This window comes from Hydrogenophaga aromaticivorans (assembly GCF_013387465.1).
Classification (GTDB): Bacteria; Pseudomonadota; Gammaproteobacteria; order Burkholderiales; family Burkholderiaceae_C; genus Hydrogenophaga; species Hydrogenophaga aromaticivorans.
On the sequence record NZ_VYGV01000016.1, the window covers coordinates 380,839 to 407,144 of the forward strand.

Consider the following 26,306-nt stretch of genomic DNA (forward strand, 5'->3'; position numbering starts at 1 on the left):
TCAGAAACTCAGGACCACGTCCTGCTGCGCCATCAGCTCGGCCATCTGCGCCGTGTCCAGCACCTCCACCGGCACCAGCAGGTCGGCCTCGCTCAGGCCGCGCTGCGCCAGCGAAGCCTGGTCGACATAGAGCTTCTCCACGTCGTAGCCTTCCAGCGCGCGGTAGCTGGGCGAGAAGTTCTTGATGCCGATGTCCTTGGTCTGCTGGCCCTTGACCAGCTCGTAGACGCCGTCGTCCATGAACACCAGGCTGACGTCCTGATCCAGCGTGGCGGTGATCAGCACCACCTCCAGGCTCTCCAGCGCGTAGATCGTGCCGTAGGGGGCCTTGCGGTTGACGAAAATGAACTTCTTCATCTCAATCTCCAAACGTCACCAACCGGTCGGCCTTGATGCCGCTGTCCACCAGCTGGCCCAGGCCCGAGATGCGAAAGCCCGGGGCCAGCACCTCGTCCTTGATGCCGCGGCGCAGCGCGGCGGCCACGCAGACCACGAGGTCCACGTTGTGTTCGGCCTTCAGCGCCGACCAGCGGTTGACGATGTGGCGATCGTCCTGCGGTGGCTCGGTCAGTCGCGTGGCGTTGTTGACACCGTCGTGGTAGAAAAAGACGCGCTGGATCTCATGTCCCTTCGCGATCGCGGCCATGCAGAACTGGTAGGCGCTGTCGGAGGCCTGGTGGGTGTAGGGCCCCTCGCTGACGAGTAGTCCGAATTTCATGTGCTGGGTCCGTCGGCGTTGATCAGAAACGGATGTGGGTCGATGCGTTCAGGCTGGAGCGCGAACCGCGCCAGTCGTCGATCAGGTACTTGGTGAAGGGCAGCTCGCACTTCTCGAAGAAGTTCGGCCAGCCAATGCGCTCCACCCAGTCCGACAGGCGCTCCCAGGGGCGGGCGTCGGCCTTGTAGGTGTAGAGGATCTTCTTCACGATCTCCGACACCTCGGGCCAGCGCGGCGGGTTGTTCGGAATGCCCGAGGCGACCATCTTCATGAAGGTCGGTTTGCCACGCGCGTTGGAGTTTTTGCCACCCACCCAGATCGCGAACTTGGAGTGCTCGGGGTCGTTGATCTGCATCGGCGGGCAGGGCGGGAAGCAGGCGCCGCAGCAGATGCATTTCTTCTCGTCCACCTCCAGCGACGGTTTGCCGTTGACCAGCGCCGGGCGGATGGCGGCCACCGGGCAGCGCGCCACCACAGCCGGGCGCTCGCAGGCATTGGCCACCAGATCGTGGTTGATCTTGGGTGGCTTGGTGTGCTGGATCACGATCGCGATGTCGGCCTGACCGCCGCAGTTGATCTCGCAGCAGCTGGTGGACAGGTGCACGCGGTTGGGCATTTCCTCGCGGATGAACTCGGTGTAGAGCTCGTCCATCAGGGCCTTCACGGCGCCCGAGGCGTCGGTGCCCGGGATGTCGCAGTGCAGCCAGCCCTGGGTGTGCGCGATCATCGACACCGAGTTGCCGGTGCCGCCCACGGGGAAACCGCTTTCGGTGAGGGCCGAGATCAGCGGCGCCACCTTGTTCGTGTCGGCCACCATGAACTCGATGTTCGAGCGGATGGTGAAGCGCACATGCCCTTCGGCGTAGGTGTCGGCGATGTCGCAGAGCTTGCGGATCGTGTGCACGTCCATCTGGCGCTGGGTGCCGGCGCGCACCGACCAGACCTCGTCGCCACTGTGTGAAACGTGGTGCAGCACGCCGGGCCGGGGCCGGTCGTGGTAGCGCCAGTTGCCGTAGTTTTTCAGCAGGGTCGGATGCAGGTACCGCTTGTTGTCCGGCACGCCGCTCTCGATGGGTGTACGCATTTGGGCCATGGGTTGCCTTCCCGGGTTGGACGGTTGAGAAGAAATCGGGCGGGGAAAAGAGCGCTGCGCCGGTCAGGCCGCAGCCTGCTTGCGCGCCATGTACTTGGCGGCTTCTTCGTCCCAGTCGTCGGTGCGCACGTAGGGGTTGGTGCGCGGGGTGGACACCATGTTGGGGTCCACTTCCAGCTCGATGCCTTCGAGGAAATTCACCAGGCCGATGCGCTCGATCATCTCGCCGGTGCGTTCGTGTTCCAGCGCGTTTTCGGCAAAGAAATCGATGATCTTCTGGGCCAGCTTGACCAGGCCCTTGTAGTCCTCGTCGGTCTTGAGCTGCATGAAGGGCACCACCACCGTGCCCATCAGGTCGCCGATCTTGAGCGTGCGCTTGCCGCCGACCAGGATCGTGGCGCCGGTGTCGGTGCCGTGGGCCAGCGCACCGGTCATGACGTTGATGCAGTGCATGCAGCGCACGCAGTTGCTGTTGTCGATCTCCAGGCACTGCGTGTCGTTGATCTTCACGCTGGAGATCTTCGGGCCCTGGGCCACGTCCTTGACCTCCTTGAGCAGGATGGTCTTGGTCGGGCAGCGGTTGATGACGTCGTTCACCAGCTCGTTCATGCCGTGTTTGTCGAACCACTTGCGCGCCAGGGCCTCGTCGGTGCGCATGTTGTCGCGCCAGGTGCCGATGACGGCCATGTCCGAGCGCTGGATCGAGTTCATGCAGTCGTTGGAGCAACCCGAGAACTTGAACTTGAACTTGTAGGGCAGGGCCGGGCGGTGGATGTCGTCCAGGAAGGTGTTGAGCACCTGGCGGTGGGCTTTGGCCTCGTCGTAGCAGGACTGCTCGCAGCGCGCCGCGCCGACGCAGCTCATCGAGGTGCGCACGGCCGGCCCGGCGCCGCCGAGGTCGAAGCCGAGTTCATTGAGTTCGTCAAAGGCGTCCTGCACCTTGTCGGTCTTGGCACCCTGGAACATGATGTCGCCCGACTGGCCATGGAAGGCAATCAGGCCCGAGCCGTGTTTCTCCCAGATGTCGCACATCTTGCGCAGCACGTCGGTGTCGTAGTGCATGCCGGGCGGCGGCTGCACACGCAGCGTGTGGAACTCGGCGGCGTCGGGGAACTGGGGCTTGCCGTCGGCGTCCTTGAGCTCGGTGAAGCGCGGAATCACGCCGCCGCCGTAGCCGAACACCCCCACCGTGCCGCCCTTCCAGTAGCCCTTGCGGGTCCGGTAGGAGGTTTCGAGCTGACCCATCAGGTCCACCATGTAGTCCTTCTCGCCGGCCAGCCGCTTGAGGCCGGTCACGAAGCTGGGCCACGGACCGCTCTCGAGCTCGTCGAGCATCGGGGTGTCGTGCATTTTCTTGGCCATGTCTTGTCTCCTGTCGGGGTGCCGTTTTCGACAACGGCGGTCTCGCTTCGTGGGCATTGCGGGGGCTCTGTCGGCCCGTGTTCCGGTGTGGGGTGCATCGTAGGAGCCGGGGTGGTCTTCTTGCTATCCCCCTCGTTGGCTAGGCGGGACTACCCAGATGGGTTATGCGGCCCCACCCGTCCCGGCTATAGACTGCCGGCCCCGGAATTGCGCCAATAGCGAACGAACTTGGAGACGGCAGTTGGACAGCCCATTCCGGCATGTCCAACGGCCGTCTCCAGGTTGAGCAAAGCCCGCCAGCCGGCGCCGACCCCAGGAGTGACGGAGACATGAGCCAGATCACCCCGCTAGACCGATTCCGGGTGCCCCTCGGTGGGCAGGAGATCGAGTTGCAGCAGCACGTCCACGACGCCGGTGGCATGAGCCTGCTGCGCACGCGCATCCGCGAAGGCAGCCGCTTCACGATCTTCGACATCGATCCCCAGACCGCCGAACATTGGGGTCGGGCGTTGCTGCAATGGGCGCGCGAACAGCCTGGCCAGCCGGAAGCTTCATGAGCCTTGACGAACCGCTGCGCGCGACCATGATCGACATGGTCTTTCCGCTGGAAGGTCACAGCCTGCCGCGCGATGCATCACCGGCCTTGCGGGCTGCGTTGCAGCGGGAAATGCCCTGGCTGGACCAGGCGCCGCTGGCCGGCATCCACCCCCTCAAGCTGGTGCCGGGCACCGACGCCGAAGCCCTGCTGTCGCAGCGCACGCGCCTGTTGCTGCGCTTGCCGCGTGTGCGATTCGACGACGCGGCCGGGCTCACCGGGCGCACCCTGCAGCTCGGCGGCCATGCGGTGACTTTGGGTCAACCGCATGCGCGCGAACTGCTGCCGCACCGCACCCTGTACGCGTATGCCGTGGCCGCCGAGGGCGACGACGAGATCGACTTCATGCAGGCCATGAACCGCGAGTTGCAGGCCCTGGAAGTCCGCTCGCAGCTGATCTGCGGCAAGCGCCAGCAGCACGCCTGGCCCACCGGTGCGCTGACCACCTTCAGCCTGATGCTACACGGGCTCACTGCGTCCGATTCGCTGCGCCTGCAGACGCTCGGGCTCGGTCGCCACCGCCTGCTGGGCTGCGGCATCTTCGTGCCGCACAAGTCGGCCGCAGCGGTCGGTGAATAGCTTCAATTTCTTCAACCCCCAACACGGAGACACCAGCATGGGCTACCACATCAATGGCGTTGAACTTGAGACGGATGCCGAGGGCTACCTGCTCGAACCCGACTACAGCGAAGAGGCGGTGCGGGTGATCGCTGCGGCCGATGGCATCGTGCTGACGGACGAACACTGGGAAGTCATCGGCTACATGCGCGACCAGTACCGCGAGCACGGCCACACACCCAACTTCCGCAACATGCTCAAGGGCTACAGCGAGATCCGCCAGGGAGTGGACAGCAAGTACCTGTACGACCTGTTTCCGCTCGGGCCGGCCAAACAGGCGGCCAAGGTCGCAGGGCTGCCGCAGCCGCTTGGCAAGGGCGGATATTGAGACGTTCGCATGGCCCTGCGTATCAAGAACCAGTGGTTTGACAACGGTCGACCGAAGTCCGCGAAGGAGACCGCGAGCGTCGTGGCCTTCATCGTCTGGCGCGTGACGCAGAACATGGTCAAGCAGATGCGCGAGGCCCGTTTCGACATCGACGTGGGCCCGCAGTATTTCGCCTTCATGCGCGAGATCCTGGGCTTTCTGCTGCAGGTGGTGGACCGCATGGCGTTCGAGCGCATGGGCGCGGAACAGCGCGGCGAGTTCACCGGTGCGCTGGTGCGCCGTGTGGCCGAGATCCTGGAGGAAAGCGAGCAGGAATGGATGGGGCCGCCGCCCGAGGGTGCGGACAGCTGGCGCAACCAGTTCATCGATTTCCACAACGAACTCGGCGAGGCCTATGCCGACTACGGGCACGGCCCCGACGGGCCGGACTTCGGTTTTGTGCGCTACCTGGGCAGCCGCATCGAGGGCGTCATGCCGGCCAAGGACCGGCACTGGGTCAAAGACCAGCTGATGGCCGTCGAGGTGCCGGAGGCGCTGGAGATGGTGCGCCGGGGCATGCACGGCGCCCTGTCCACCGAACCGCGGCCCAAACGCCGGGCAACGATGAGCGGAGACTAGACATGGCAGCCAACCCTCCCAGTCCGTTTGACCTCAATCAGCCCGAGGCGTATGCGCGGTGGCGGGCGGCCAAGCTGGCCACCCAGCCCACGTGCGCGGAAGACCTGATCGTGGACGTGGCCGATCCGCGTCGCCTGAGCGAGGACGAGCGCGCGGCGCTGCTGCACACCTGCGCGCGCGCCAACATGGTGGTCTACCGCAGCCCGGTTGTCGATGAAGACAAGTCGTTGCCGCGCCTGCTCGGGGCGCAGCTGGGCCTGCACCGGCTCGACGCCAACTGGCTGGCCGACGAAGACGGCATCTCACCGATAGCAGTGTCGACGCAGCGGCCTGGCGCCCGCCCCGACTTCATTCCCTACACCGATAAACCCATCCGCTGGCACACCGACGGTTACTACCACCCACTCTCGCGCCGCATCGAAGGCATGGTGCTGCACTGCGTGCGCGCGGCGGGTGAGGGCGGCATCAGCGGGCTGGTGGACCACGACCGGGTCTACATCGCGCTGCGCGACGCCAACCCTGCGTGGGTGCGCGCGCTCATGGCGCCCGATGCCATGACCATCCCCGAGCGGGCCGACGACCACGGCGTGGCCCGCCCCGCGCAGAGCGGCCCGGTTTTCAGCGTGTTGCCGGGCCTTGACGGAGGCCCCGCGCTGCACATGCGCTACACCGCGCGCACGCGCAGCATCGCCTGGAAGGACGAACCCGACACGCGCGCGGCGGTCGCCTTCCTGGAGCAGTGGCTGTCCAGCGACGCGCCCTGGATCTTTCGCCTGCGGCTGCAGCCGGGCATGGGCCTGGTCTGCAACAACGTGCCGCACGAGCGCAGCGCTTTCACCGACGACCCGCTGCGCCCGCGCCTGCTGTACCGGGCGCGTTTCCTCGACCGTGTTGGTGCGCCGCCCGTGTCCCATTGCCCTGTGCCTCGGGTGGACCAACCGGAGCTACTGGTGTGAGCCACTGGCTGACCATCTGGCGCGCCGCCCAGCTCGTGGGCGTGTCGCGGGGCACGCTGCAGCAGCAGGTGCGCTCGGGCGCGATGGTGCTGACCGAGGGCCTGGTGTCCACCGACGAGCTGCTGCGGCTGTACCCCGGCGTGCAGCTCGAAGAATCTGGCCTGCTGGAGCGGGTGGCCCACATCCGCGACGAGGCCTTCGGCAAGCGCCTGCGCGAGCGGCTGCTGCCCAGCCAGGAGGTGCTCGCGCAGCGGCTCTTCCACCAGACGCAGGAGCTGGCCGACGTGCGGCGGTGGCTGCAGCGCTACCACGCGCTGGTGATTGCGCTGCAGGCGCGCATCCATGCCCTGCAGGACGACGGCGCCACGCCGCTGGCGCTGTCGGAACTGCAGGATTTTGTCGACCAGGGTCTGGCGCAGGCGCTCGCGACCGAACAGGCCGACCTGCTCACGGTGATGGACGACATGCTCAAAGTCATGACAGCCCAGGTGACTGTGCGCCCCAGCGGACACCAGTTCTGTGTCGAGGGGCACGCCACCCTGTTGCAGGCCGGCCTGCTCGCCGGCCTCAAGCTCAACTACGGCTGCGGCAACGGCACCTGCGGCATGTGCAAGGTGCGCGTGATCTCGGGCGAGGTGGCGCGCACCCGGCCCTGCGACTACCCGCTGTCCGAGGCCGAGCGCGCGCAGGGCTACACGCTGGCGTGTGCGCACACCGCGGCCAGCAGCGAACTGACGCTGGAACTGCTGGAGGCCAGCGGTCCGCAGGACATCCCGCAGCAGCAGATCGTGACCACCGTGCGCGCCGTCACGCCGCTGGCGCCGGGCACCCGGCTGCTGCACCTGCAGACGCCACGCAGCCACCGCCTGCGCTTCCTGGCGGGTCAGTCGGTGACGCTGGGCCTGAACCGCACGGACGGCAGCGACGTGCACGCCCTCTACCCGATTGCCAGCTGCCCGTGCGACGACCGCAACCTGCACTTCTTCATCGAGCGCCATGCACGGGACCCGTTTGCGCGCCAGCTGTTTTCCGACGGTATCCAGCCCGGCGACAGCGTCACGGTGTGGGGGCCGGTGGGGGACTTCGTGCTGGCCGACAGCGCCCGGCCGCTGGTCTTCGCCGCCTGCGACACCGGCTTTGCGCCGGTCAAGAGCCTGATCGAACACGCCCTGGCGCTCGACAACGCGCCCTCGCTGTCGCTGTTCTGGCTCGCCACGCGGCCGGACGGGCACTTCCTGGCAAACCAGTGCCGGGCCTGGTCGGAAGCCCTGGACCTGTTCGAATACGAGCTGCTGGCCGATCCCGACGTGACCTTTGGTGCGCTGCAACTGGCGCAAGCCATGCGCGCCGACCTGTTCGAGATCGACTGCGACTTCTACCTCGCCGGACCGGCGGCCTTCGTGGAGGCGCTCGACGCCGAACTGCGCGCCGCCGGCGTGCCGGCGGCGCAGATACTCACCCTGATGCTGGCCGAGCCGGTGGGGGAGATGGCATGAGCGCCGCCCGGCCGTTCCGAAGGCGCTCAGCCCCGCAGTGCGCAGCACGGAGGGTAGTCCAGTGAGCGAGTCCTTGCACGCGGAGTCCGCCTGCAGCGGTAGTGAGGCCTTTGCCCTGCGCGTGCTCGGCACCAGCATGGAGCCCGAATTCCTGGAGGGCGAAATCATCCTCATCGAGCCCGAGGGCCTGCTGCGCGACGGCAGTTTCGTGCTGGCCCAGCATGGCGGCGAGTGGATCTTCCGCCAGCTCTGCCAGCAGGCGAACGGCTGGACGCTGCACGCGCTGAACCCGGCCTTCGCCGACCGGCCGTTGCCGGATCTGTCGGCGGTGCGAGGTGTGATCATCCAGAAGGCGCTGCCCGGTCGGCGCCGCGCCAGCAAACGCTACGTCTGAGGAACCCCCGTGCCGTACTACATCTACCGCGTCAAACCCTTCGGCCAGCTCGACAAACTGGAAGAACACGGCGCCTTCGCCGCAGCCTCCGGCCAGGCCAAGACGCTGCGTGCCGCGCTGCCGCCAGACACCCCCGACAAGGTGAAGGTGATCTTTGCTGAGAACGAGTGGCAGGCCGAAGAGCTGCTGTGCCAGGTGCGCGAACCCGGGCACCCGGGCGAAGAATAGCCACGCAGGGCCGGTCATGGTCGACGAGGCCGCCTACCGCCGCACCCAGGCCGAGGTCAACCGCCTGCCCTGCGTGTTCAAGGCGGCGTTGCTGGCGCGTCAGGCCGTGTGCGAGCTGGCGGTGCGGCACTCGGTGGCCGAGCGCGAGGTGCTGGCTTGCGGCCAGGCCCCGGCCCACCTGAACTGTGAAACGCTGGAGCGCCTGTTTGTGGAGCGGGCCACCTTTCCGCTGAAGCTGCCACCGGGCGCACCGCTCACCCACGGCACCGTCATGCGCCTGCACTGCGGGGGCCTGCGGGGCCTGCAGCAGGTGCTGGACGCCCCGCAGCCCGATGTGCACCGCATGGTGATGCAGGCCCAGGTGGAACATGGCAGTCTGGTGCAACTGCCCTGGGAGCACATCGTCGCGCAGATCGTGGCCTGGCAGCCGCGGCGCCGTGCGAACAAACCCGTGAGCGGATGAGTCCGGCGCCGGGCCGCTCGGGGGCTCAATGGATTCAGCGCTGCTGCCACTTCATCGTGGCCACGGCCCCGCCCACAATGCCCGTCAGCGCCAGGAAGGACCCGATGGCCAGTGTGGAGATACCCGACAGGCCCTGCCCGATCGTGCAGCCCATCGCCGTGACACCACCAAAGCCCATCAGCACCGCGCCGATGAGCTGGGTGCGCAGGTCTTCCATCGAGGCAAAACCTTCCCAGCGAAACTGCCGCGTGCTGATGGCGTAGGCGAACGACCCGAGCACCACACCGATGGCCGAGGCAATGCCGAAGGTCATGCGCAGCGACTTGTCGGTCCACAGCATCAGCATTTCCAGGTTGTAGGCCACCGGGGCAACGAAGCTCATGGACTCCAGCGTGCGCGTGTTGGTGGCGAAGTACACCGTCTCCATGGTTTCGGGGTCTTCGCCGTGGCCGAGATGGCCGGTCAGGTACCAGGCCGCCACGACCAGCAGGCCCAGCACCACCGCGCCGAACACGTGCGACGGGTTGCTGCGGAAGCGCTTGTCCTTGAACACGAACACCAGCAGGCCCAGACCCACCACGCTCAGCGTGACCAGCAGCGCCGTCTTGTCCGGCAGACCGGTCAGTTTGGCCAGCACCTGCGGCAGGCCCTGGGCGCTGAAGCCCCATTGCGACAGGTCGACCGCGACCGGGTCGAGGAAGCTGGTGCGCCACTGGCCAAACAGGCCCTTGAGCGTCATGTAGGCCGAGATCGCCAGCACTGTCAGCACCACCACGGATCGCAGACTGCCACCGCCCACACGCACCAGGTTCTTGTTGGTGCAGCCCGCGGCGATCGTCATGCCCACGCCGAACAGGGCGCCGCCCAGCAGCAAGGACAGCCAGGGCAGCACGGGCCGCTGGTAGACCGATTTCGAGAGGTCGATCAGGCCGAAGTAGTAAAGCAGGTTGGCCCCGATCATCGCCACGGCGATGGTCAGCAGCCACATGCGCATGCGCCCCCAGTGTTCCATGTTGACCACGTCCGAGATCGCGCCCATGGTGCAGAAATTGGTCTTGTTGGCGACCACGCCAAAAATGAAGGCCAGGACAAAACCGCCCCAGACCACCAGCATCGACGGGTTCATTCCTTCGCTCATGTGTTGGACTCCATTTCAGTGAAAGACCGATCAGTGGGCAGTGCCCCCCGCGACGCGGGTGAGCGTGTTGCGAATGGCTTCGGGCGCGTTGACGATGCGCATGAACTGGCCCATGCCCAGTGCCGGCCACGCCAGTGCGATGCGGTAGCGGGCGTACAGTGCATAGACCTTGTTGTCCACGATGAAAACCTCGTAGGGCAGGCCCGCCATGTGGCCCGCGCCGATCTTGTTGACCCACCAGCCCTCGCCGTCGCCCGGGTCGTTCATCGCGACGCCGAACACCGCGGTCTTGTTGCCCGGCATCACCACCTCGTACACCCGCCGGGTGGCGCCCACCCCTTGGGACAGGTTGTCCTGCACCGCCTTGAGCGCTTCTTCGAAACTGGTGTGCGTGGCGAGCAGGCTGTTGGCGGAATCAAAACGCTCCATACCGAACATGTAGCGGTAGTTCGCCAGATCGCCATCGGGCACGTTGCCGCCGAAACCGGGCCCCGAACCCAGGGTCCTGGCCAACCGTTGCTGCACCGATTGCGCTGCGGCCTGCGCGGCCGGGTACTGGCCCCGCAGGTAGGCGCGGTACCAGTATTCGGGATTCATGTAGCTCAGCGTGCCGTCGCTCTGCAGGCCCACGCGGATGGCTGCGGCCACGATGGCAGGACCGCCCAGGCTGCGCACGGCGGCGAGCATGTCGGGGTCGGTGACCACCAGGCTGGCGTGGCCCGGCAGACCGGGCGGGGTGTGGCGACCCACCACCGTGAAGCCCGCGGCCTGCAGCTTCCTGTCCACCTGATCGAGCTGCGCCGACAGGTCCGGGCCGGGCACCTTATCGCCCTGCACATACGGTTCCAGCGCCAGACAGGCTTGTGACGAGCACAGCACAACGCACCACAGAATGAAATGCTTCATCGCAGGCCTCTGTCTTGTTGATGCGGTCCAGGCTGGTGGCCTGGTTCTCTGCGGACGGCCCGCGCGAGGGCGTCCGCTGCCGGTGGCTACCCGCCGGGCGGGGTGTCAGATGAACAGGCAGACATCCGATTCACCGGCGAACTTCATGAAGGTCGCGGCGCCGCCGTATTCGACGTCCTTGATGAACTCGCTGGTCTCGAACTCGAACAGGTCCACCGTCATCTGGCAGGCAACGAACTTGACCTCCAGCTCCAGGCAGACATCGCGCAGTTCCTGCAGCGAGGCCACGCCTTTGGACTTCATCTTCTTCTTCATCATCATCGTGGCCATCGCTTCCATGCCCGGCAGCATCTGCACCATCACCGGCATGGGTATGGGCATCGGCATGGCGGGGTTCGCCAGCGGGCTGATCTGCACGCCGTCGAGGCTCTTGCGCAGCAGCTGCAGGCCGTAGAAGGTGAAGAAGATCTGGACATCCCAGCCCAGCGAGGCTGCGGTGGACGCCAGGATGAACGGCGGGTAGGCCATGTCCAGCGTGCCCTTGGTGGCGATCAACGCCATTTTTTTGCTTGCCACGTTGCGTGTCTCCGGCGTGGGGAAAAGGCGCGAGGGGGTTCAGGCCTTCTTGAGGTAGAACACGAACTTGCTGTTTTCGCTGCTCTGTTCGAGCAAGGCATTGCCCGTCTGTTCGGCGAACGCGGCCATGTCGCACACCGAGCCGGGGTCGGTCGCCACCACGCGCAGGATCTGTCCGCTGACCATGTCCGCCAGCGCCTTCTTGGTCTTGACGATCGGCATCGGGCAGGCCAGGCCCGAGGCGTCAAATTCCTTGTTGAATTCCATCATTGTCTCCAGTGTTTTTTGACGGCCTTTGGGCACCGCATGGAGCTTGATTCTTCAAGAGGACGCACGGCCCGTCTATCACCGCGAAGGGTGATGACGGGTAGCCCATATGGGTAATGTGGTTTTCCCCGTGGCACCACGGGGCGAGGTCATCACGCAGCCTGCGTGCAGGTGCAGGTGCCTCAGCGCTGGGGCATGTCCTTCGCGCCGTAGCCCAGGCTCACCGTCGCATCCGCCGGGATCGGCGGCATGGTCGCGTCCCAGGCCAGCCACTGTTCGCGCAGGCGCGCCAGCCGCCCGGGCTCGCGCTTCGCCAGGTTGGCGCGTTCGCGGGCGTCGGCCGGGAGGTTGAACAGGTACTCGTGGCCGTCCACCATCAGGTATTTCCAATCGCCCTCGCGCAGCGCGCGCTGGCCGCGGTGGTTCATGCGCCAGTGCATGGGCCGCTCGAAACGCTGCGCCGGATCGCGCAGCAGGGCTTCGAGCGACACGCCGTCGAGCGGGTAATCGGGGTGCGGCTGGCCGCCACCGAGCGCGAGCAGGGTGGCGGACCAGTCCATGGTCATGGCGTGCTGTTCGCTCACGCTGCCGGCAGGGATGGTCGCGGGCCAGTGCGCAACCCAGGGCACGCGGATGCCACCCTCGGTCAGGTCCATCTTGCCGCCCACCAGCGGCCAGTTGTCCGAAAAGCGTTCGCCACCGTTGTCGCTGGTGAAGACGATCAGCGTGTTCTCCAGCAGGCCTTCTTCGCGCAGCGCGGCCGTGATCCAGCCGATGCCTTCGTCCATGTGGTGGATCATGCGGCGGTAGGCGTTCACGTTGCCGCCGTCCAGGTGGAACAGGTTCTTGGCCACCTTGGGCGCCACGTGCGCGTCGTCGCGCGTCTCCCAAGGCCAGTGCGGCGCGGTGTAGTGCAGGCTCAGGAAGAAGGGCTTGCCGCTGCGCGCCTCGGCTGCACGAGCCTTCACATGCTCGACCGCCTTGTTGGAGAACACGTCGGTCAGGTAACCCACTTCCTTGTGGGTGTCTTCACCGATGTAGAGATCGTGGTCGCCGCTGGACGAGCAGTGGGTGAAGTAGTCCACCCCGCCGGCCATGATGCCGAAAAATTCTTCATAGCCCGAGCGCAGCGGGCCGAAGTGCGGCGGGTAGCCCAGGTGCCACTTGCCGATCAGCGCGGTGCGGTAGCCCGCGTCTTTCAGCAGCGAGGGCAGGGTGGGCATCTCGGGCGGCAGGCCCAGCGTCGCGCTGCCCTTGCTGCGGCTGTTGATGGGCTCTTCCAGCGCGCCGCGCAGGCGGTACTGGTAGCGCATGGTGATCATGGCGAAGCGCGTGGGCGAACACACCGGCGAGTTGGCGTAGCCCTCGGTGAGCTTCAGGCCACCGGCGGCGAGTGCGTCGATGTTCGGCGACACCGGGCCGTCCGGCCCTTCGCGGCCGCCGTAGCAGCCGAGGTCGGCATAGCCCAGGTCGTCGCTGACGATGTAGATGATGTTGGGACGGCTCATGGGGGCGTCAATTCGAGGTGATGCCCGTGGCGCGCACCACCTGGCCGTAGCGCGCCGACAGATCGGTCAGGCGCTGGGCAGCGGCGGCGCCGGTCTGGCCTTCGTAGAACAGGTCCAGCTTGACCAAGCGCTCTTTCGCGTCGGGGCGCTGCAGCGCCTCGGTGATGCCCTTGGCCAGGGTCCGCACCACCGCGTCGGGCGTGGCCGCCGGCACCATCACCAGGTACAGCACTTCCTGCTCCAGGCTCTTGAGACCCAGCTCGGCCACGGTGGGCAACTGGGGCGCCAGCCTCGAGCGCCGCGCACTCGTGACGGCCAGCGCGGTGATCTTGCGGCTCTGCACGTGCGGCAGCATGCCCGGCGTGGCCAGGATGCCGCCGTCCACCTCGCCGCTCAGCACGGCCGTCACGGCCGGCGTGTTGCCGCGGTATGGGATGTGCGTGGTCTTGACCGGCGTGCTGTTGCCCAGCATCGCGGCGGCCAGGTGGCCCGGGCTGCCGTTGCCGGCCGAGCTGAAGTTCAGGCTCCTGGCCCGCCCCTGGCTCAGCAGGTCGCCAAAGCTCTTGATGCCGGTGCCCGGGTTCACGCCCAGCAGCAGGCCCGACGACGCCATGATCACCACCGGCTTGAGGTCGGTGGGCTTGAACGGCATGGCCGGGTACAAGTGCGGGTTGATGGTGAACGTGGTGTCGATGCCGAACAGCACCGTGTAGCCGTCGGCCGGGCTCTTGGCCACCTGGTCGGCGCCGATGTTGCCGGCCGCACCGGCCTTGTTTTCCACCACGAAAGGCTGCTTGAGTGTTTCCTGCAGCGCGGCCGCCACCGAGCGCGCCAGGATGTCGGACGGACCACCGGGCGGGAAGTTGTTGATGAACTTCACCGGCTTGGCCGGGTAGGCGTCCTGCGCCTGCGCGGTGCCCAGGACCGCGCCGAGAGCGGCGCTCAGGGCCAGGGCGGCGAGGGTGGTGCGGCGTGTGGGGTTCGAAGTCTTCATGGGGCGGTTCAGTCCAGTTGGATGCCGGTGGCCTTGATCGGCCCGGCCCAGCGTTGCAGGTCGGTTTTCTGGGCAGCGGCCAGCTCGGCGGGCGTGGAGCCCACCGGTTCGTAGCCCTGCTCCAGCAGCCTGGTTTTCAGTGCGGGCGTCCGCACGGCTTTGGCCACGGCGGCGCTCAGCATGTCGCGCACCTCGGGCTTCAGTCCGGCCGGTCCGTACATGGCGAACCAGGCGGTGGCTTCCATGTCCACGCCCTGTTCCTTGAGCGTGGGCACCTCGGGCACCTGCGGGTCGCGCTGGGTGCCGGTCACGGCGATGATGCGCACCTTGCCCGCGCGGTGCAGCTCGGCGGTTTCGGTCACCACGTCGAACTTGTAGTCGATGTGCCCGCCCAGCAGCGCGGTGTTGGCGGGGCCACCGCCCTGGAACGGCACGTGCGTCAGCTCGGCGCCCGCCTTCTGGCCGAACATCACGCCCATGAAGTGCGGCAGCGTGCCCTGGCCGGGTGTGCCGTAGGTGCTTTTGCCCGGCGCTGCCTTGGCCTTGGCCAGCATCTCGGCCACGTTCTTCACACCCGAAGCCGGACCGGCCACCACGCTGAACTGGAAATGCGCCAGCAGCGAGATCGGCGTGAAGTCCGTCACCGCGTCGTAGTCCAGCTTTTTGTAGACGTGCGGGAACAGCACCATCGGCCCGCTCGGCAGCAGCACCACGGTCTGGCCGTCGGCCGGTGCGCGCTTGACGTGGCCGAGCGCGATGCGCCCGCCCGCGCCGGGTTTGTTCTCCACGATCACCGAGGAGAAGTCGTTCTTCAGGCCCTCGGCCAGCAGCCGCGCCAGCAGGTCGGCCGAGCCGCCGGGCGGAAAGCCCACCACGATCTTCAACGGGGGTTTTTCGGAAGTCTGTGCCTGGGCGGGCAGCAGGGCGGCGGTCGCGGCGAGGGCCAGCGTGCTGGCCACGAGGGTGCGTCTGAACATGGTTGTCTCCGGGGTTGGGCGGTGTTTTCCCGCTGTAGAGCCGCATGCTAGGCATTCACAATCAATTGCAGAAATCAATCATTCCCGGTGTTTTCCCTGAGACTGTGACCATGCATCTTTCCGACCGGGTCAGCGATCCGCAGCGGCAGGGCGATCTGCTGCTGTACCGGCTCCACCGCATCCAGAGCACCGCTGGCCGGCTGGTGGTGCAGCTGTGCGAGAGCACTTTCGGCATCACGCGGCGCGAGTGGCGCGTGCTGTCGGTGCTGAACGAGCACGAAGGCGTGTTGTCTTCCGTGCTGGCCGAGCACGCCATGCTGGACCGGGCTCGCACCTCGCGCGCGCTCACCTCGCTGGCGGCCAAGAAACTGGTCACGCGCCAGCCGCGTCCGTCGGACCGGCGCGAGGTGCATGTGTTCCTGACCGACGAAGGCCGGCGTGTTTACGGGCAGATCCTGCCGCGCGTGATGGCGATCAACCGCGAACTGGTGTCCAGCCTCACGGCGCTGCAGCGCCAGCAGCTCGACGAGGTGATCGAGGCCTTGCAGGCACAGGCCGGCCGCATGCTGGCGGCGTCGAAAGTACCGCTGGCGCCGCTGGACAGCGGCGACTGAGGTTCAGCCCTGCGCCGATTCGTAGACCAGCACCGCCGCGGCCAGGTCTTCCAGCGCCGTGCCGACCGACTTGAACACCGTGCGCTCCTGCTCGGTCTTGCGGCCGGTGGCCACGCCCTTGGACAGCGTGGTCAGCGTGCCGCGCACATCGTCGGCACGCAGCACGCCGTGCTGCATCGGCACCAGCAGGTCGCCGCTTTTCTGCAGCGCCTCGTCGGTGTCGACGAACACGCGGGCGTCCTCGAAGCAGGCGTCGTCGGCCTCGCGCATGGCGGGCGTGAAACCGCCGATCAGGTCCAGGTGCGAACCCGGTGCGAGCCAGGTGCCGCGCACCAGCGGCTCGGTGGACAGCGTGGCGCAGCTCACGATGTCGGCCTCGCCGCAGGCGGCGGCCAGGTCGGTGCTGGCAAAGGCCGGCAGACCCGCCTCGCGCACCCGCGCGGCCATGGCCTGTGCCTCGGCGGGGCGGCGCGCCCACACCGTCACGCGTTCGATCGGGCGCACCGCGCGGAAGGCGGCGGGCAGCAGTTGCGCCACGCGGCCCGCGCCCACCACCAGCAGGTGCTTGGCGTCGGCGCGCGCCAGGTAGGACGCCGCCAGCGCCGAAGCCGCCGCCGTGCGGCGTTGCGTGATCTCGTCGCCGTCCACCTGCGCCAGCGGCACGCCGGTGCGCGCGTCGAACAGCAGGTAGCTGCTGTGCAGGCCGGGCAGGCCGCGTTTGGCGTTGCCGGGAGCGATGTTGACGATCTTCACGCCGTAGTACTTGCCGGGCAGCCAGGCCGGCATGATCAGCGAGGTCATGCGCCGGCTGGCGAGGTCGCCCGCGCCTTCGCCGGCCGGGCTGGTGATCTCATGCACATGGCGGGGCGGCACTTCGCTGCCGCCAGCGAAGCGCTCGCGCAGCGTGGCGATCAGGCGGTCAAAGGGCAGGGCAGCGCGCGTGGTTCTGGAATCAAAGAATTGCATGCTGCGATGGTAGCGTGCGGCCTTCACCGGCTTCTTCCACCGTCTGCCCGTCGCGGATGTGGTAGATGCGTTTGAAGGTCGGGATGATCTTCTCGTCGTGGGTCACCACGATGATGGCCGTGTGCGCCTGCCGCGCCATCTGGTTCAGGATGTGCATCACGCCCAGCGCGCGCTCGCTGTCCAGCGGCGCGGTGGGTTCGTCGGCCAGGATCACGGGCGGTTTGTTCGCCAGCGCCCGCGCAATCGACACGCGCTGCTGCTCGCCGCCCGAAAGCTGCGAGGGTTCGGCCCTGGCGCGGTGCTGCACGTCCAGCGCCGTCAGCAGCTCCAGCGCGCGCGCGCGCGCATTCGCATTGGGCATACCCGCCAGCATGGGCAACAGCGCCACGTTGTCTGTCACGTCCAGGAACGGAATCAGGTACGGCGCCTGGAACACGAAGCCGATGCGGTCGCGCCGCAGCGCGCGCAGGTCGCGCGCGATCCAGCCGTTGTCGTAGATCACCTCGTTGCCCAGCGTCATCTTGCCGCTGGTGGGTTCGATGATCGCGCCCAGGCATTTGAGCAGCGTGCTCTTGCCCGAGCCCGAGGGCCCGACCAGGCCCACCACCTCGCCGGGTGCCACCTGCATGTTCACGTGTTTCAGCGCCTCCACGGCCGTGTCGCCGTGGCCATAGACCTTGCGCAGGCCTTCGATCAGGATGCCGCCCTGGGTTGTTGTGTTCATGGTGTTCATCCGATCGCCGCGCCCGGGTCCACCTTCAGCGCCACACGGATCGCCAGCGTGCTGGCCAGCGCGCAGATGATCAGGGTGACGACCAGGCCGGTGACCGCGTCGCCTGGCAATAGCAGCACGTATTTGGGGAAGGCCGGGCCCCACACCGTGGCCGCCACCTTGCCCACCGCAAAGCCGATCAGGCCCAGGCCCAGCGCCTGCTGCAGGATCATGCCGGCGATGGTGCGGTCGCGCGTGCCGATGAGCTTGAGCACCGCGATCTCGCGCAGCTTGCCCATGGTCATGGTGTAGATGATGAAGGCCACGATGGCCGCGCTCACAATGGCCAGGATCACGAGGAACATGCCGATCTGCTTGGCCGAGTTGGCGATCAGCTTCACCACCAGGATGTCTTCCATGCCGTCGCGCGTGTACACGCTCAGGTGCTTCCAGCGCCGTATCGGCTCGGCCACCTGCTCGGGGTTGAACCCGGGCGCGATCTGCACCAGCACCGCGTTCACATTGCGGCTGCTGGTCTGCAGGGCCTGCACCGCGTCCAGCAGGCCGGGGCTGCCCGGGCGGTTGAAGGCCGGGTTGGCGGCGGTGCGCGCGCGGTCGTTGACGATGGCGTCGTTGTCTTTCAGGAACTGGGTTTCCTGCGCGTCCTTCATCGGCACGAACAGCATTGGGTCGCCGCCCGACGACACCATGCGCCGCGTCAGCCCGACCACCGCGTAGTCGTGGCGGCGGATGCGCACCGTGTCGCCCAGCGCAAAGCCGGTCTTCACATCGGCCACCGCCTCGTAGTGGTTGCGCGTGATGTGCCGACCCGCCACCAGGTAGCCCGGCGCGCCTGGCATGCCCGGCTCCATGCCCACCACCATCACCCGCTGGTCCTGCCCATCCTTCTGCACCTGCATGGTCAGGTAGGCCACGTTGGCCGCCGCGGCCACACCCGGCATGCCGCGCACGCTGCGCACCACGTCGTCCTTGATGCTCGACGACTCGGCGTAGGGTCCCTGTGTGTCTTTCTGCACCACCCACAGGTCGGCGCGGCTGTTCGTCAGCAGCGCGTGCGCGTCGTCCACCATGCCGCGGTACACGCCCGCCATGGTCAGCGTCACGCCGATCAGCAGCCCCAGGCCCAGCCCGGTCAGCACGTACTTGCTCCAGCCGTGCAGGATGTCGCGACCCGCCAGGCTGATCACTTTTTGGCTCCCGCGGGCAGCAGCTGCTCCACCACCGCGATGCGTGCGTTGGCTTTCAGCGCGGTCTGGCTGTAGAGCACCACCGTGTCGCCTTCATCCAGACCGGTGATCACCTGCACCGTGCCGTCCAGGCCCTGCACGCCCAGCGTCACCGGCGCGAAGGCCAGCGCGCCGTCCTTGAGGCGCCACACGCCGGTCTGGCCCTCGTGCTGCACCACCGCCGCGTTGGGCAGCAGCAGGCTATCGGCCGTGGCTGGCAGCTGCAAAGTCACCTCGGCCATCTCGCCCACCGACACGCCCGCGGGCAGCGCGTCAAACGCCACCATCGCCAGCCGTTCCTCGGTCACGCTGTCGGCCAGCGGCTCCACGCGCACCACCTGGCCGGCCAGCGCTTCGCCCGGGCGCGAGCGCAGCGTGATGCGCGCCGCCAGCCCCGGCGCCAGCCCGGCTGATCGGCCCTGGTCCACCCGCAGCTTCACCCACAGGCTGGCCGGGTCCATCAGCCGCAGCACCGCCTGCCCCGCCACCACCGTGGTGCCGGCTTCGGCGTCGCGCGCGGTCACCACCGCTGCGGCGGGCGCCACCAGTTTCAAATTGCCGCGTTGCTGTGCCAGCGCTGCGCGCTCGGCGCGCAGGCGGGCGATGTCTTGCGCGCTGCCGCCCAGGTTGGCCTGCGCCGCCGCCACGCCCGCGTTGGCCGAAGCCACCTCCTGCGCGCGCGCCTCCAGGGCGCCTGCGCTGATGAAGGCCTGCTTCGCCAAGTCTTCATTGCGTTTCAGGTTCGCCGCCGCCAGCTTCAACCCGCCGCGCGGTGGCCGGGCGATCAGCGTGGACGTCAAGCGCATCCTGCTGGCGCGCGCGCTCAAACCCCTGCCCGCCGCCTGCTGCGTGCTCTGCGCGCGGGCGAGCGAGGCGTCCAGCGCCGCCAGCCGCTGGTCCAGGTCCACCGGGTCCATCTCGGCCAGTGGCTGGCCCGGCTGCACCGTCTGGCCCACGTCCACCTGCACGCCCAGCACGCGCCCGGCCACCGTCGGCCCGACCATCCAGCTGCGCTGCGCCTCCACCTGGCCAATGCCGAAGATGGCCGGGCTCACGCTGCCTTTTTTCACCTCGGTCACCTGCACCTTGGTGGGCGCCAGCGGCCCGGTCCGCAGCGCCACCCAGGCCAGCGCCGCGAGCAGCGCCACGGCCAGGCCGCCCAGCAGCAGCCTGCGCGAGAGTTGGGGGTTCATCTTCATGGGGTGGTCTCCTGCGTGCGCCGGGCCCGGGTGGGCGGCGCGGCAATGGCTTGTTGAAAAAGGTCAAAAACGGCCGGTGCCAGTGAGCGCATCGCGCCCACCTGGCCGCTCAGCAGCGACTGCATCACCAGCCCCTGCACCGAGCCGATGAACAGCACCGCCGCCGCCTGCAGGTCGGTGCCCGGCGCCAGCAGCCGCGCCGCCTGCGCCCGTTGCAGCAGGCCGGTGAGCAGCGTGCGGTAGGCCTGCATCAGCCCGCGCACGCGCGCCTTGAGCGGTGTGTCCCCGGGGTGCTGCAGCTCCTGAAAAATCACCCGCGGCACGCCAGGCTGCTCGACCACGAAATCCACGTGCGCCATGAACACCGCGCGCAGCGCCGCCAGCGGCTGCGTCTGCACGGCCGCCGCCGCGTGCAGGCGGGCCAGCAGGTCCTGGTGCGCGAAGTCGATCACGGCCAGCCAGATCGCTTCCTTGCTCTCGAAATGGCGGAACACCGCGCCCTGCGTGATGCCCACCGCCTGCGCCAGGTCGGCGGTCGTCACGGCGGCCGGGCTGCGCTCGGCGGCCAGCGCCAGCGCCGCGGCCACCAGTTCGGCCTGGCGGGTGTGGGTGGGTTGTTTGGTGGGCATGGGCAATTAATGTAATTGAGTAATTACTTATATTCAAGCGAAGAATCCGACGCTGCCCGGCGTCTACCATCCGGGCCATGCCGCACCACAACCCCACTTCCGGGAACCCCGCGCTCCGCGGTGGTCTGCTGGCCCTGCTGGCCGCCGCCCTGTTTGGCCTGAGCACACCGCTCGTCCAGCGTTTCGGGCAGGGCCTCGGCCCGTTCAGCACCGCCGCGCTGCTCTACGCTGGCGCCGCGCTGGTGGCTCTGTTCCAGCGCCGCGGCGCGGGGGCTGAAGCGCCGCTGCGCCGCAGCGACGCACCGCGCCTGCTGGCCATGGTGGCGGCGGGTGCGGTGATCGGCCCGGTGGCGCTGGCCTGGGGCCTGCAGCGCACCAGCGGTGCCAGCGCCTCGCTGCTGCTCACGCTCGAGGCCGTGTTCACGGCGGTGCTGGCCTGGCGCTGGTACGGCGAGGTGCTGGACGGGCGCGTCAAGACCGCCGTGGCGCTGCTGCTGGCCGGTGGCGCCCTGCTGGTGATCGACCAGGGCCTCTCGGGCCAGGTGCAGTTGCTCGGCCTGCTCGCCGTGGCCGTGGCCACCATCGCCTGGGGCGTGGACAACACCCTCTCGCGCGGCGTGGCCGAGCGCGACCCTGGGCAGGTCGTGCTCGCGAAGACCGCGCTGGGCGCCAGCGTCACCGGCGCGCTGGCGCTGGCCTGGGGCGAGCCGCTGCCGGCGCTGTGGGCGGCGCTGGCCCTGCTCGCCGTGGGCGCCACTGGCTACGGGCTCAGCCTGCGTTTCTATTTGCTCGCGCAGCGCCGCTTTGGCGCCGCACGCACCGGCTCGGTGTTTGCGTTTGCGCCCTTCGTGGGTGCCCAGGGTGCCTTTGCCCTGGGCGAGCGCTCGGGCAGCGCGCTCATGTTGCTGGGCGGCCTGTTCATGGCCGCCGGCATCGTGCTGCACCTGGCCGAAAACCACGCCCACGAACACCGCCACGAGGCGCTCGACCACGAACACGCCCACAGCCACGACGACGGCCACCACCTGCACAGCCACAGCCCCATGCCCGCCGGCCCGCACAGCCACCCGCACCACCACGGCACGCTGCAGCACAGCCACCCGCACGCGCCCGACGTGCACCACCGCCACCCGCACTGAGCGGACCGCCGCTCAGCGCCGCCGCAGTGCCAGGCCCAGCAAGGCCAGGCCGCTGAAGGCGGCTCCGGCGTAGAAGGTGAACGAGGCACCCAGCTGGTCCCACAGCAGGCCGGCGATGGCGCTGGACAGCAGCAGGGCCACGCCGCTGACCAGGTTGAAGAAGCCGAAGGCCGTGCCGCGCAGATCGGCCGGCGCCGTGTCGGCCACCATGGTTGCCAGCAGGCCCTGCGTCATGCCCATGTGCAGGCCCCACAACACCACGCCGGCCAGCAGCGTGGTCCAGTGCGCGTTGGCCGCCAGCACAAGGTCGGCCGCGATCAGCACCGCCAGGCCCAGCGCCAACAACGTGCGGTGGTCCATGCGGTCGGACAAGCGACCAAAGGGGTAGGCCGACGCCGCGTAAACCAGGTTCATCGCCACCATCACCAGCGGGACCAGGGCCACCGGCACACCGCTCTGCGCGGCACGCAGCACCAGAAAGGCTTCACTGAAGCGCGCCAGCGTGAACACCGCGCCCAGGCCCACCACCCACCAGTAGGCGCTGCCCAGGCGGCGCAGGTTCTCGCGCCGGATCGGGTTGCCACGCCGCTCACCCGCGGGGCGGTCGGGTTCGCGCACGCCCAGCATCAGCAGCGCCACAGCCAGCAGCCCCGGCACCACCGCCACCCAGAACACCGCCCGGAAGTCGTTGGCCCAGAGCAGCATCAGGCCCACCGCCAGCAGCGGGCCGAGGAAGGCGCCCACCGTGTCGAGCGACTGCCGCAGGCCGAAGGCCGCGCCGCGCATGTCGGGCGGCGCGATGTCGGCCACCAGCGCATCGCGCGGCGCGCCGCGCACGCCCTTGCCCACGCGGTCGAGCAGGCGCGCCGTCAGCACGGTGCCGATGCCCGGCGCCAGCGCAAACAGCGGCTTGGTCAGCGCGCCCAGGGCATAGCCGAACACGGCCAGCCACTTGCGTTTCCCCCACCAGTCGCTCAGCACGCCCGAGAACACCTTGACGATCAGTGCGGTCGCCTCGGCCAGCCCCTCGACCAGCCCGACCACCAGGGCGCTCGCGCCCAGTGTGCCCACCATGAACAGCGGCAGCAGGCTGTGCACCATCTCGGACGAAATGTCCATCAGAAGGCTCACGAAGCCCAGCACCCAGATGGCGGTGGGCAGCCGGGGGCGGGGACGGTCTGGCTTTTTCATGGCACGCGTGACACCTTGGAGTGGACGGCTGGTGTCAGTGTGGCAGAACCGCCCGCCATGACCGTGGTCGCGAGGGGCGCCGGGCCGCTGCGCGCCAACGGCGGGATCACCAGCCGCGGAGTCATGCCGCTTGGTGCGGGGTTCCTTGTCAAGTGGTCAATGGCCTGCCTCGCTACGTTGCAACGGTCGAAACCAGCAAGCCCCGCACGTTCCAATTTCTCGATGCCGGCATCCTGCCGGACAACCTGCTGATCGCCATCGCATCGAAGGACGCGGTGTGGTTGGGCGTGCTGTCCAGCCAGGTCCACGTCGAGTGGGCGCTGGACGCAGACGGTCGCCTCGGCGTGGGCGACGCCCGCGCTGTTACAAGTCGCGCTGCAGCCACCGTGGCGCAGGCGCCGAAGCCCCCACCACTGCGCACGCCGGCGCCACGGCCACCACCCAGCCCTGGCTGGCTCAGACCGCCATGAACAGGAGCAGCCAGAACACGCTCACGCCGAGCACCACCGCAGGCCGCCGCGGCGCGCGCCAGAGGGCGGACACGATGAGCAGGTTGTAGGGCAGCGGCAGCAGGTGCGCGAACAGCACCCAGGGCAGGGGCACGTCTTGTGAGAGCAGCGCCAGGGCCACGCCGGTCATGAGCAGGTTCAGCCCGGTGCCGATGAGCAGCAGGTCGCGCCAAAACAGGGTGCGCCAGCCGATGCGGCCTTGCCAGCGCTGTGTGATGAAGGTTTTCAAGGGTGTGCTGCGCGGCCGGAGCGCGCCGAAGCAGAAGAAAAACTGTCTCACACCCCTGTGCCTGCAAACGTCCGAAACGAAACTGGTGCAAACCCCAGGGAGCCCATGTTGTGCGAGACGGAATCAGTGTAGTGGCTGTGGCCGACGGCAAAGGGGTCTGTGACCCGTTGAGAGAAGGATCTCCGCGCCCTGACGCCTGGGCGGAGGGGCCTCAACTTGTGGCCCCTCGTGACGAAATGAACAGGATGCGGGTCACGGCATCCGCAGCCCGTAAGATCCACGCGCCAGAATCAGGGCCTGCCAGTCGCCTGCCGGACATTCGGACGGGCCATAACAAAGAGAGAGACCGTCGTTGTGAATTGGAGCAATGCAGCAGCGCGCCCTGTGCAGGGCCACGCCCGTGGGATGGAGGCCGTCCGTTGAAGGCGCGCCCCCGTTCCTTTGCCCTGCTGGCGGCGGTGTTCACCGTGGTCGCTGCGGGGGTGCTGTGGTGGCAGTCGCTGCACTCGCAGACGCAGCTGCGCGAGCAGGTGCTGCTGCAGGCCGAGCAGCGCAGCCTGCACGTGGCCGATGCGATGGCCGGGCAGGTGCAGGCGCAGCTCAACACGATGGACGTCACGCTCCGGACGCTGCGCGACCACTGGGTGCGGGAGCCGCGGGAACGTTTCGACTTGCTGGCGAAGGAGGCGCTGGCCAGCCTGCCGCCGGGTCTGGTCTCGCACCTGTCGGTGGCCGACGCCAGTGGCCATCTGGCCTACAACAGCCTGGGGCTGGAAACCGGGCGCTACGTGGGCGACCGCGACAGCTTCCAGGTGGCACGCCTGGGCCCCGACGCGATGCGGGTGTCGGCGACGGTGCGTTCGCGTCTGATCGGGCGCTGGGCGTTTGCGGTGGATCGACCGGTGCTGCGCCAGGGGCGTTTCGACGTGGTGGTCTACCTGGTGGTGGAGTCGGCGTACATCGCCCGCGAGCTGGGCAAGCTGCAGCTGTCGGACCAGGACGTGGTGTCGCTGGTGCACCCGGACGGCCACTACCTGGCGCGCAGCGAGGGCAATGAGGCGTCGATGGGGCAGCAGGTGCCGGCCGACCGGCCCTACCGGGCGCAGCCGACGCTGTCGCACGGCACCTACCGGGTGGACGATGTGGTCGACCACGCACCGCGCACCTATGGCTGGCACCGCCTGGCCGACCCGGGGCTGGTGGTGTCGGTCGGCCTGGCCGACGACTCGGTGCTGGCGCCGCTGGCGCCGGCGCTGCGGCGCAACCTGCTGGTGACCGGGGTACTGTCCCTGCTGCTGCTGGGCTTTGGCGGGGTGATTGTGCGGGACCAGCTGCGCATGGCCCGCAGCCAGCGGGCGCTGGCGCGCAGCGAGGCGAGGCTGAAAGAGGCCCAGCAGCTGGCGGGGCTGGGGAGCTGGGAGTACGACCTGGGCTCGGGCCGGCTGCGGTGGTCCGACGAGGTGTACCGCATCTTCGAGGTCGATCCTGCGCTGGTGCAACCCTCGTTCGAGCGTTTTCTGGAACTGGTGCACCCGGATGATCGGACGATGGTGCGGCAGACCTTCCATACCTCGGTCAGGGACCGCCGGACCTACAACGTGGTGCACCGGATGCTGCTGCCCGGCGGGCGGGTGAAGTATGTGCGCGAGCGGGGCGCGACCGAGTACGACGGCGACCGGCCCGTGCGCAGCATGGGCACGGTGCTGGACGTCACCGAGGTGCGCACGGCGCAGCTGGCGCTGCAGCAGCTCAACGAGGAACTGGAGTCGCGCGTGACCGAGCGCACGCGCGAACTGGCGCAGGCCAACCGGGAACTGGAGGCCTTCGCCTACAGCGTCTCGCACGACCTGCGCACGCCGCTGCGCAGCATCCACGGCTTTGCCTGTGTGCTGGAGGAAGAGGAAGCGGGCAAGCTCACCGATGTGGGACGCAAGCACCTGCAGCGTATCCAGGACGGTTCGCGCCGCATGGGGAAGCTCATCACGGACCTGCTGTCGCTGACGTACCTGAACCGCGCCCGCATGCACCAGGAGCCGGTGAACCTGAGCGAGCTGGCGCTGGCGGTGGCGGGCGAGTTGCAGCACGCCGAGCCGGAGCGCAAGGTGGTCTGGCACATTGAAGAAGGCATGACCGCCATGGCTGATCCGGGGTTGATGCGGGCGATGCTGCAGAACCTGCTGGGCAACGCCTGGAAATACACCAGCCAGACGTCACAGGCGAAAGTGCAGTTCACCTGCACCGGGGACACCGGTGGGCTGACGGTGTTTTGTGTGAGCGACAACGGCGCGGGCTTCGACATGGCCTACAGCGAGCAGCTGTTCATGCCCTTCAAGCGGCTGCACGCACACCACGAGTTCGAGGGCTCGGGTGTGGGACTGGCGACGGTGCAACGCATCGTGCAACGGCACGGCGGCACCGTGCGCGGCGTGGGCGCGGTGGGCGAGGGGGCAAAGTTCTACTTCAGCCTGCCTGCGACGCCGGTGGTCACGGACCTGGGCACCTGGTAGATCGAGCCGGGATTGAAGGGCCAGACCCGCCGTCGCTGACAAGCGGCGCCACATGCCCGCGGGCATCTGTGTTCAGGAATACACACTTTGTGCCGCGGTGGCGGCCATATCCCTGAGCTTTTGAGCTTT

The 26,306-nt window shown here is 68.1% G+C and carries 31 protein-coding genes; 13 read left to right on the forward strand and 18 right to left on the reverse strand.

The features are described from left to right. The 4 genes from tusC to dsrA form a co-directional block, all read right to left on the reverse strand. Positions 1-357, reverse strand: a complete 357-nt coding sequence (gene tusC, locus F3K02_RS18930) for a sulfurtransferase complex subunit TusC (protein ID WP_177137171.1) — start codon at positions 355-357, stop codon at positions 1-3. Position 358: 1 nt separating this feature from the next. After that, on the reverse strand, positions 359-718 hold the full coding sequence (gene tusD, locus F3K02_RS18935) for a sulfurtransferase complex subunit TusD (protein ID WP_177137172.1): 360 nt from the start codon (positions 716-718) through the stop codon (positions 359-361). 22 nt (positions 719-740) lie between these two features. Beyond that, positions 741-1,811 carry a dissimilatory-type sulfite reductase subunit beta gene (dsrB, locus tag F3K02_RS18940; RefSeq protein ID WP_177137173.1) on the reverse strand — a complete coding sequence of 357 codons (1,071 nt, stop codon included), beginning with the start codon at positions 1,809-1,811 and terminating at the stop codon, positions 741-743. Between the two features lie 63 nt (positions 1,812-1,874). Continuing rightward, a complete protein-coding gene (gene dsrA / locus F3K02_RS18945) occupies positions 1,875-3,173 on the reverse strand; it encodes a dissimilatory-type sulfite reductase subunit alpha (protein WP_177137174.1) in 1,299 nt (432 codons plus the stop codon). Positions 3,174-3,502: 329 nt separating this feature from the next. Between dsrA and F3K02_RS18950 the strand changes: the two genes are divergently transcribed. The 9 genes from F3K02_RS18950 (at position 3,503) to F3K02_RS18990 (ending at position 8,869) form a co-directional block, all read left to right on the forward strand. Continuing rightward, on the forward strand, positions 3,503-3,730 hold the full coding sequence (locus F3K02_RS18950) for a DUF6967 family protein (protein WP_177137175.1): 228 nt from the start codon (positions 3,503-3,505) through the stop codon (positions 3,728-3,730). Then, positions 3,727-4,347 carry a type I-MYXAN CRISPR-associated protein Cas6/Cmx6 gene (cas6, locus tag F3K02_RS18955; RefSeq protein WP_177137176.1) on the forward strand — a complete coding sequence of 207 codons (621 nt, stop codon included), beginning with the start codon at positions 3,727-3,729 and terminating at the stop codon, positions 4,345-4,347. Before F3K02_RS18950 ends, cas6 begins: the two co-directional genes overlap by 4 nt. A 37-nt stretch (positions 4,348-4,384) precedes the next feature. After that, positions 4,385-4,714, forward strand: coding sequence for a TusE/DsrC/DsvC family sulfur relay protein (locus tag F3K02_RS18960; protein WP_177137177.1), 330 nt, complete (start codon positions 4,385-4,387; stop codon positions 4,712-4,714). A 9-nt stretch (positions 4,715-4,723) separates the two neighbouring features. Further along, a complete protein-coding gene (locus F3K02_RS18965) occupies positions 4,724-5,332 on the forward strand; it encodes a hypothetical protein (protein WP_177137178.1) in 609 nt (202 codons plus the stop codon). 2 nt (positions 5,333-5,334) lie between these two features. Further along, positions 5,335-6,288 (forward strand): TauD/TfdA family dioxygenase, encoded by a 954-nt coding sequence (locus F3K02_RS18970; RefSeq protein ID WP_177137179.1) that lies wholly within the window; start codon positions 5,335-5,337, stop codon positions 6,286-6,288. After that, positions 6,285-7,784: a 2Fe-2S iron-sulfur cluster-binding protein gene (locus F3K02_RS18975; protein WP_177137180.1), complete on the forward strand. Its 1,500-nt coding sequence runs from the start codon at positions 6,285-6,287 to the stop codon at positions 7,782-7,784. The genes F3K02_RS18970 and F3K02_RS18975 overlap by 4 nt, the downstream gene beginning before the upstream one ends. Before the next feature lie 61 nt (positions 7,785-7,845). Continuing rightward, complete coding sequence (locus F3K02_RS18980) at positions 7,846-8,178, forward strand: S24 family peptidase (RefSeq protein WP_177137181.1); 333 nt, start codon at positions 7,846-7,848, stop codon at positions 8,176-8,178. A 9-nt stretch (positions 8,179-8,187) separates the two neighbouring features. After that, positions 8,188-8,406 (forward strand): hypothetical protein, encoded by a 219-nt coding sequence (locus F3K02_RS18985; RefSeq protein WP_177137182.1) that lies wholly within the window; start codon positions 8,188-8,190, stop codon positions 8,404-8,406. Between the two features lie 16 nt (positions 8,407-8,422). Next, on the forward strand, positions 8,423-8,869 hold the full coding sequence (locus tag F3K02_RS18990) for a hypothetical protein (protein WP_177137183.1): 447 nt from the start codon (positions 8,423-8,425) through the stop codon (positions 8,867-8,869). A 34-nt stretch (positions 8,870-8,903) separates the two neighbouring features. Here the strand turns inward: F3K02_RS18990 and F3K02_RS18995 are convergent, their stop codons facing one another. The 7 genes from F3K02_RS18995 to F3K02_RS19025 all read right to left on the reverse strand — a co-directional run bounded on the left by F3K02_RS18995 (position 8,904) and on the right by F3K02_RS19025 (position 15,235). Continuing rightward, complete coding sequence (locus F3K02_RS18995; protein WP_177137184.1) at positions 8,904-10,007, reverse strand: YeeE/YedE family protein; 1,104 nt, start codon at positions 10,005-10,007, stop codon at positions 8,904-8,906. 30 nt (positions 10,008-10,037) lie between these two features. Further along, positions 10,038-10,913, reverse strand: coding sequence for a hypothetical protein (locus F3K02_RS19000; protein WP_177137185.1), 876 nt, complete (start codon positions 10,911-10,913; stop codon positions 10,038-10,040). A gap of 105 nt (positions 10,914-11,018) precedes the next feature. Next, positions 11,019-11,489, reverse strand: coding sequence for a sulfur carrier protein DsrE2 (gene dsrE2 / locus F3K02_RS19005; RefSeq protein WP_177137186.1), 471 nt, complete (start codon positions 11,487-11,489; stop codon positions 11,019-11,021). Between the two features lie 39 nt (positions 11,490-11,528). Beyond that, complete coding sequence (locus F3K02_RS19010) at positions 11,529-11,756, reverse strand: sulfurtransferase TusA family protein (protein ID WP_177137187.1); 228 nt, start codon at positions 11,754-11,756, stop codon at positions 11,529-11,531. Positions 11,757-11,938: 182 nt separating this feature from the next. Then, complete coding sequence (locus tag F3K02_RS19015) at positions 11,939-13,264, reverse strand: sulfatase family protein (RefSeq protein ID WP_177137188.1); 1,326 nt, start codon at positions 13,262-13,264, stop codon at positions 11,939-11,941. A 7-nt stretch (positions 13,265-13,271) separates the two neighbouring features. Next, on the reverse strand, positions 13,272-14,258 hold the full coding sequence (locus tag F3K02_RS19020; RefSeq protein ID WP_177137189.1) for a Bug family tripartite tricarboxylate transporter substrate binding protein: 987 nt from the start codon (positions 14,256-14,258) through the stop codon (positions 13,272-13,274). 8 nt (positions 14,259-14,266) lie between these two features. Then, the gene (locus tag F3K02_RS19025; protein ID WP_177137190.1) at positions 14,267-15,235 is read right to left on the reverse strand and encodes a Bug family tripartite tricarboxylate transporter substrate binding protein; all 969 of its coding nucleotides are present in this window, start codon (positions 15,233-15,235) and stop codon (positions 14,267-14,269) included. Positions 15,236-15,345: 110 nt separating this feature from the next. On the opposite strand from F3K02_RS19025, the gene F3K02_RS19030 reads away from it, so the two are divergent. Beyond that, a complete protein-coding gene (locus tag F3K02_RS19030) occupies positions 15,346-15,849 on the forward strand; it encodes a MarR family winged helix-turn-helix transcriptional regulator (RefSeq protein ID WP_177137191.1) in 504 nt (167 codons plus the stop codon). Between the two features lie 3 nt (positions 15,850-15,852). On the opposite strand, the gene lhpI is transcribed toward F3K02_RS19030, so the two are convergent. Genes lhpI through F3K02_RS19055 form a run of 5 tightly spaced genes read right to left on the reverse strand, consistent with a single transcriptional unit; the run spans position 15,853 to position 20,602 of the window. After that, entirely contained in the window at positions 15,853-16,815 is a 963-nt protein-coding gene (lhpI, locus tag F3K02_RS19035; protein WP_177137192.1) for a bifunctional Delta(1)-pyrroline-2-carboxylate/Delta(1)-piperideine-2-carboxylate reductase, read from the reverse strand. Next, entirely contained in the window at positions 16,802-17,548 is a 747-nt protein-coding gene (locus F3K02_RS19040) for an ABC transporter ATP-binding protein (RefSeq protein WP_177137193.1), read from the reverse strand. Before F3K02_RS19040 ends, lhpI begins: the two co-directional genes overlap by 14 nt. Next, positions 17,545-18,735, reverse strand: a complete 1,191-nt coding sequence (locus tag F3K02_RS19045) for an ABC transporter permease (protein WP_177137194.1) — start codon at positions 18,733-18,735, stop codon at positions 17,545-17,547. The genes F3K02_RS19040 and F3K02_RS19045 overlap by 4 nt, the downstream gene beginning before the upstream one ends. Continuing rightward, positions 18,732-19,973, reverse strand: coding sequence for an efflux RND transporter periplasmic adaptor subunit (locus tag F3K02_RS19050; protein ID WP_177137195.1), 1,242 nt, complete (start codon positions 19,971-19,973; stop codon positions 18,732-18,734). Before F3K02_RS19050 ends, F3K02_RS19045 begins: the two co-directional genes overlap by 4 nt. Then, positions 19,970-20,602 carry a TetR/AcrR family transcriptional regulator gene (locus tag F3K02_RS19055; protein ID WP_177137196.1) on the reverse strand — a complete coding sequence of 211 codons (633 nt, stop codon included), beginning with the start codon at positions 20,600-20,602 and terminating at the stop codon, positions 19,970-19,972. Before F3K02_RS19055 ends, F3K02_RS19050 begins: the two co-directional genes overlap by 4 nt. A 77-nt stretch (positions 20,603-20,679) precedes the next feature. Between F3K02_RS19055 and F3K02_RS19060 the strand changes: the two genes are divergently transcribed. Next, entirely contained in the window at positions 20,680-21,741 is a 1,062-nt protein-coding gene (locus F3K02_RS19060; protein ID WP_177137197.1) for a DMT family transporter, read from the forward strand. Between the two features lie 12 nt (positions 21,742-21,753). On the opposite strand, the gene F3K02_RS19065 is transcribed toward F3K02_RS19060, so the two are convergent. After that, the gene (locus tag F3K02_RS19065) at positions 21,754-22,932 is read right to left on the reverse strand and encodes an MFS transporter (RefSeq protein WP_177137198.1); all 1,179 of its coding nucleotides are present in this window, start codon (positions 22,930-22,932) and stop codon (positions 21,754-21,756) included. Between the two features lie 152 nt (positions 22,933-23,084). On the opposite strand from F3K02_RS19065, the gene F3K02_RS27325 reads away from it, so the two are divergent. Next, positions 23,085-23,402: a hypothetical protein gene (locus F3K02_RS27325; protein WP_218179496.1), complete on the forward strand. Its 318-nt coding sequence runs from the start codon at positions 23,085-23,087 to the stop codon at positions 23,400-23,402. Here the strand turns inward: F3K02_RS27325 and F3K02_RS19075 are convergent. Next, the gene (locus F3K02_RS19075; protein WP_177137199.1) at positions 23,389-23,670 is read right to left on the reverse strand and encodes a hypothetical protein; all 282 of its coding nucleotides are present in this window, start codon (positions 23,668-23,670) and stop codon (positions 23,389-23,391) included. The two genes, F3K02_RS27325 and F3K02_RS19075, sit on opposite strands and share 14 nt — an antisense overlap. Positions 23,671-24,089: 419 nt before the next feature. Between F3K02_RS19075 and F3K02_RS19080 the strand changes: the two genes are divergently transcribed. Next, positions 24,090-26,177, forward strand: a complete 2,088-nt coding sequence (locus F3K02_RS19080) for a sensor histidine kinase (RefSeq protein WP_177137200.1) — start codon at positions 24,090-24,092, stop codon at positions 26,175-26,177. Positions 26,178-26,306 lie beyond the last annotated feature (129 nt).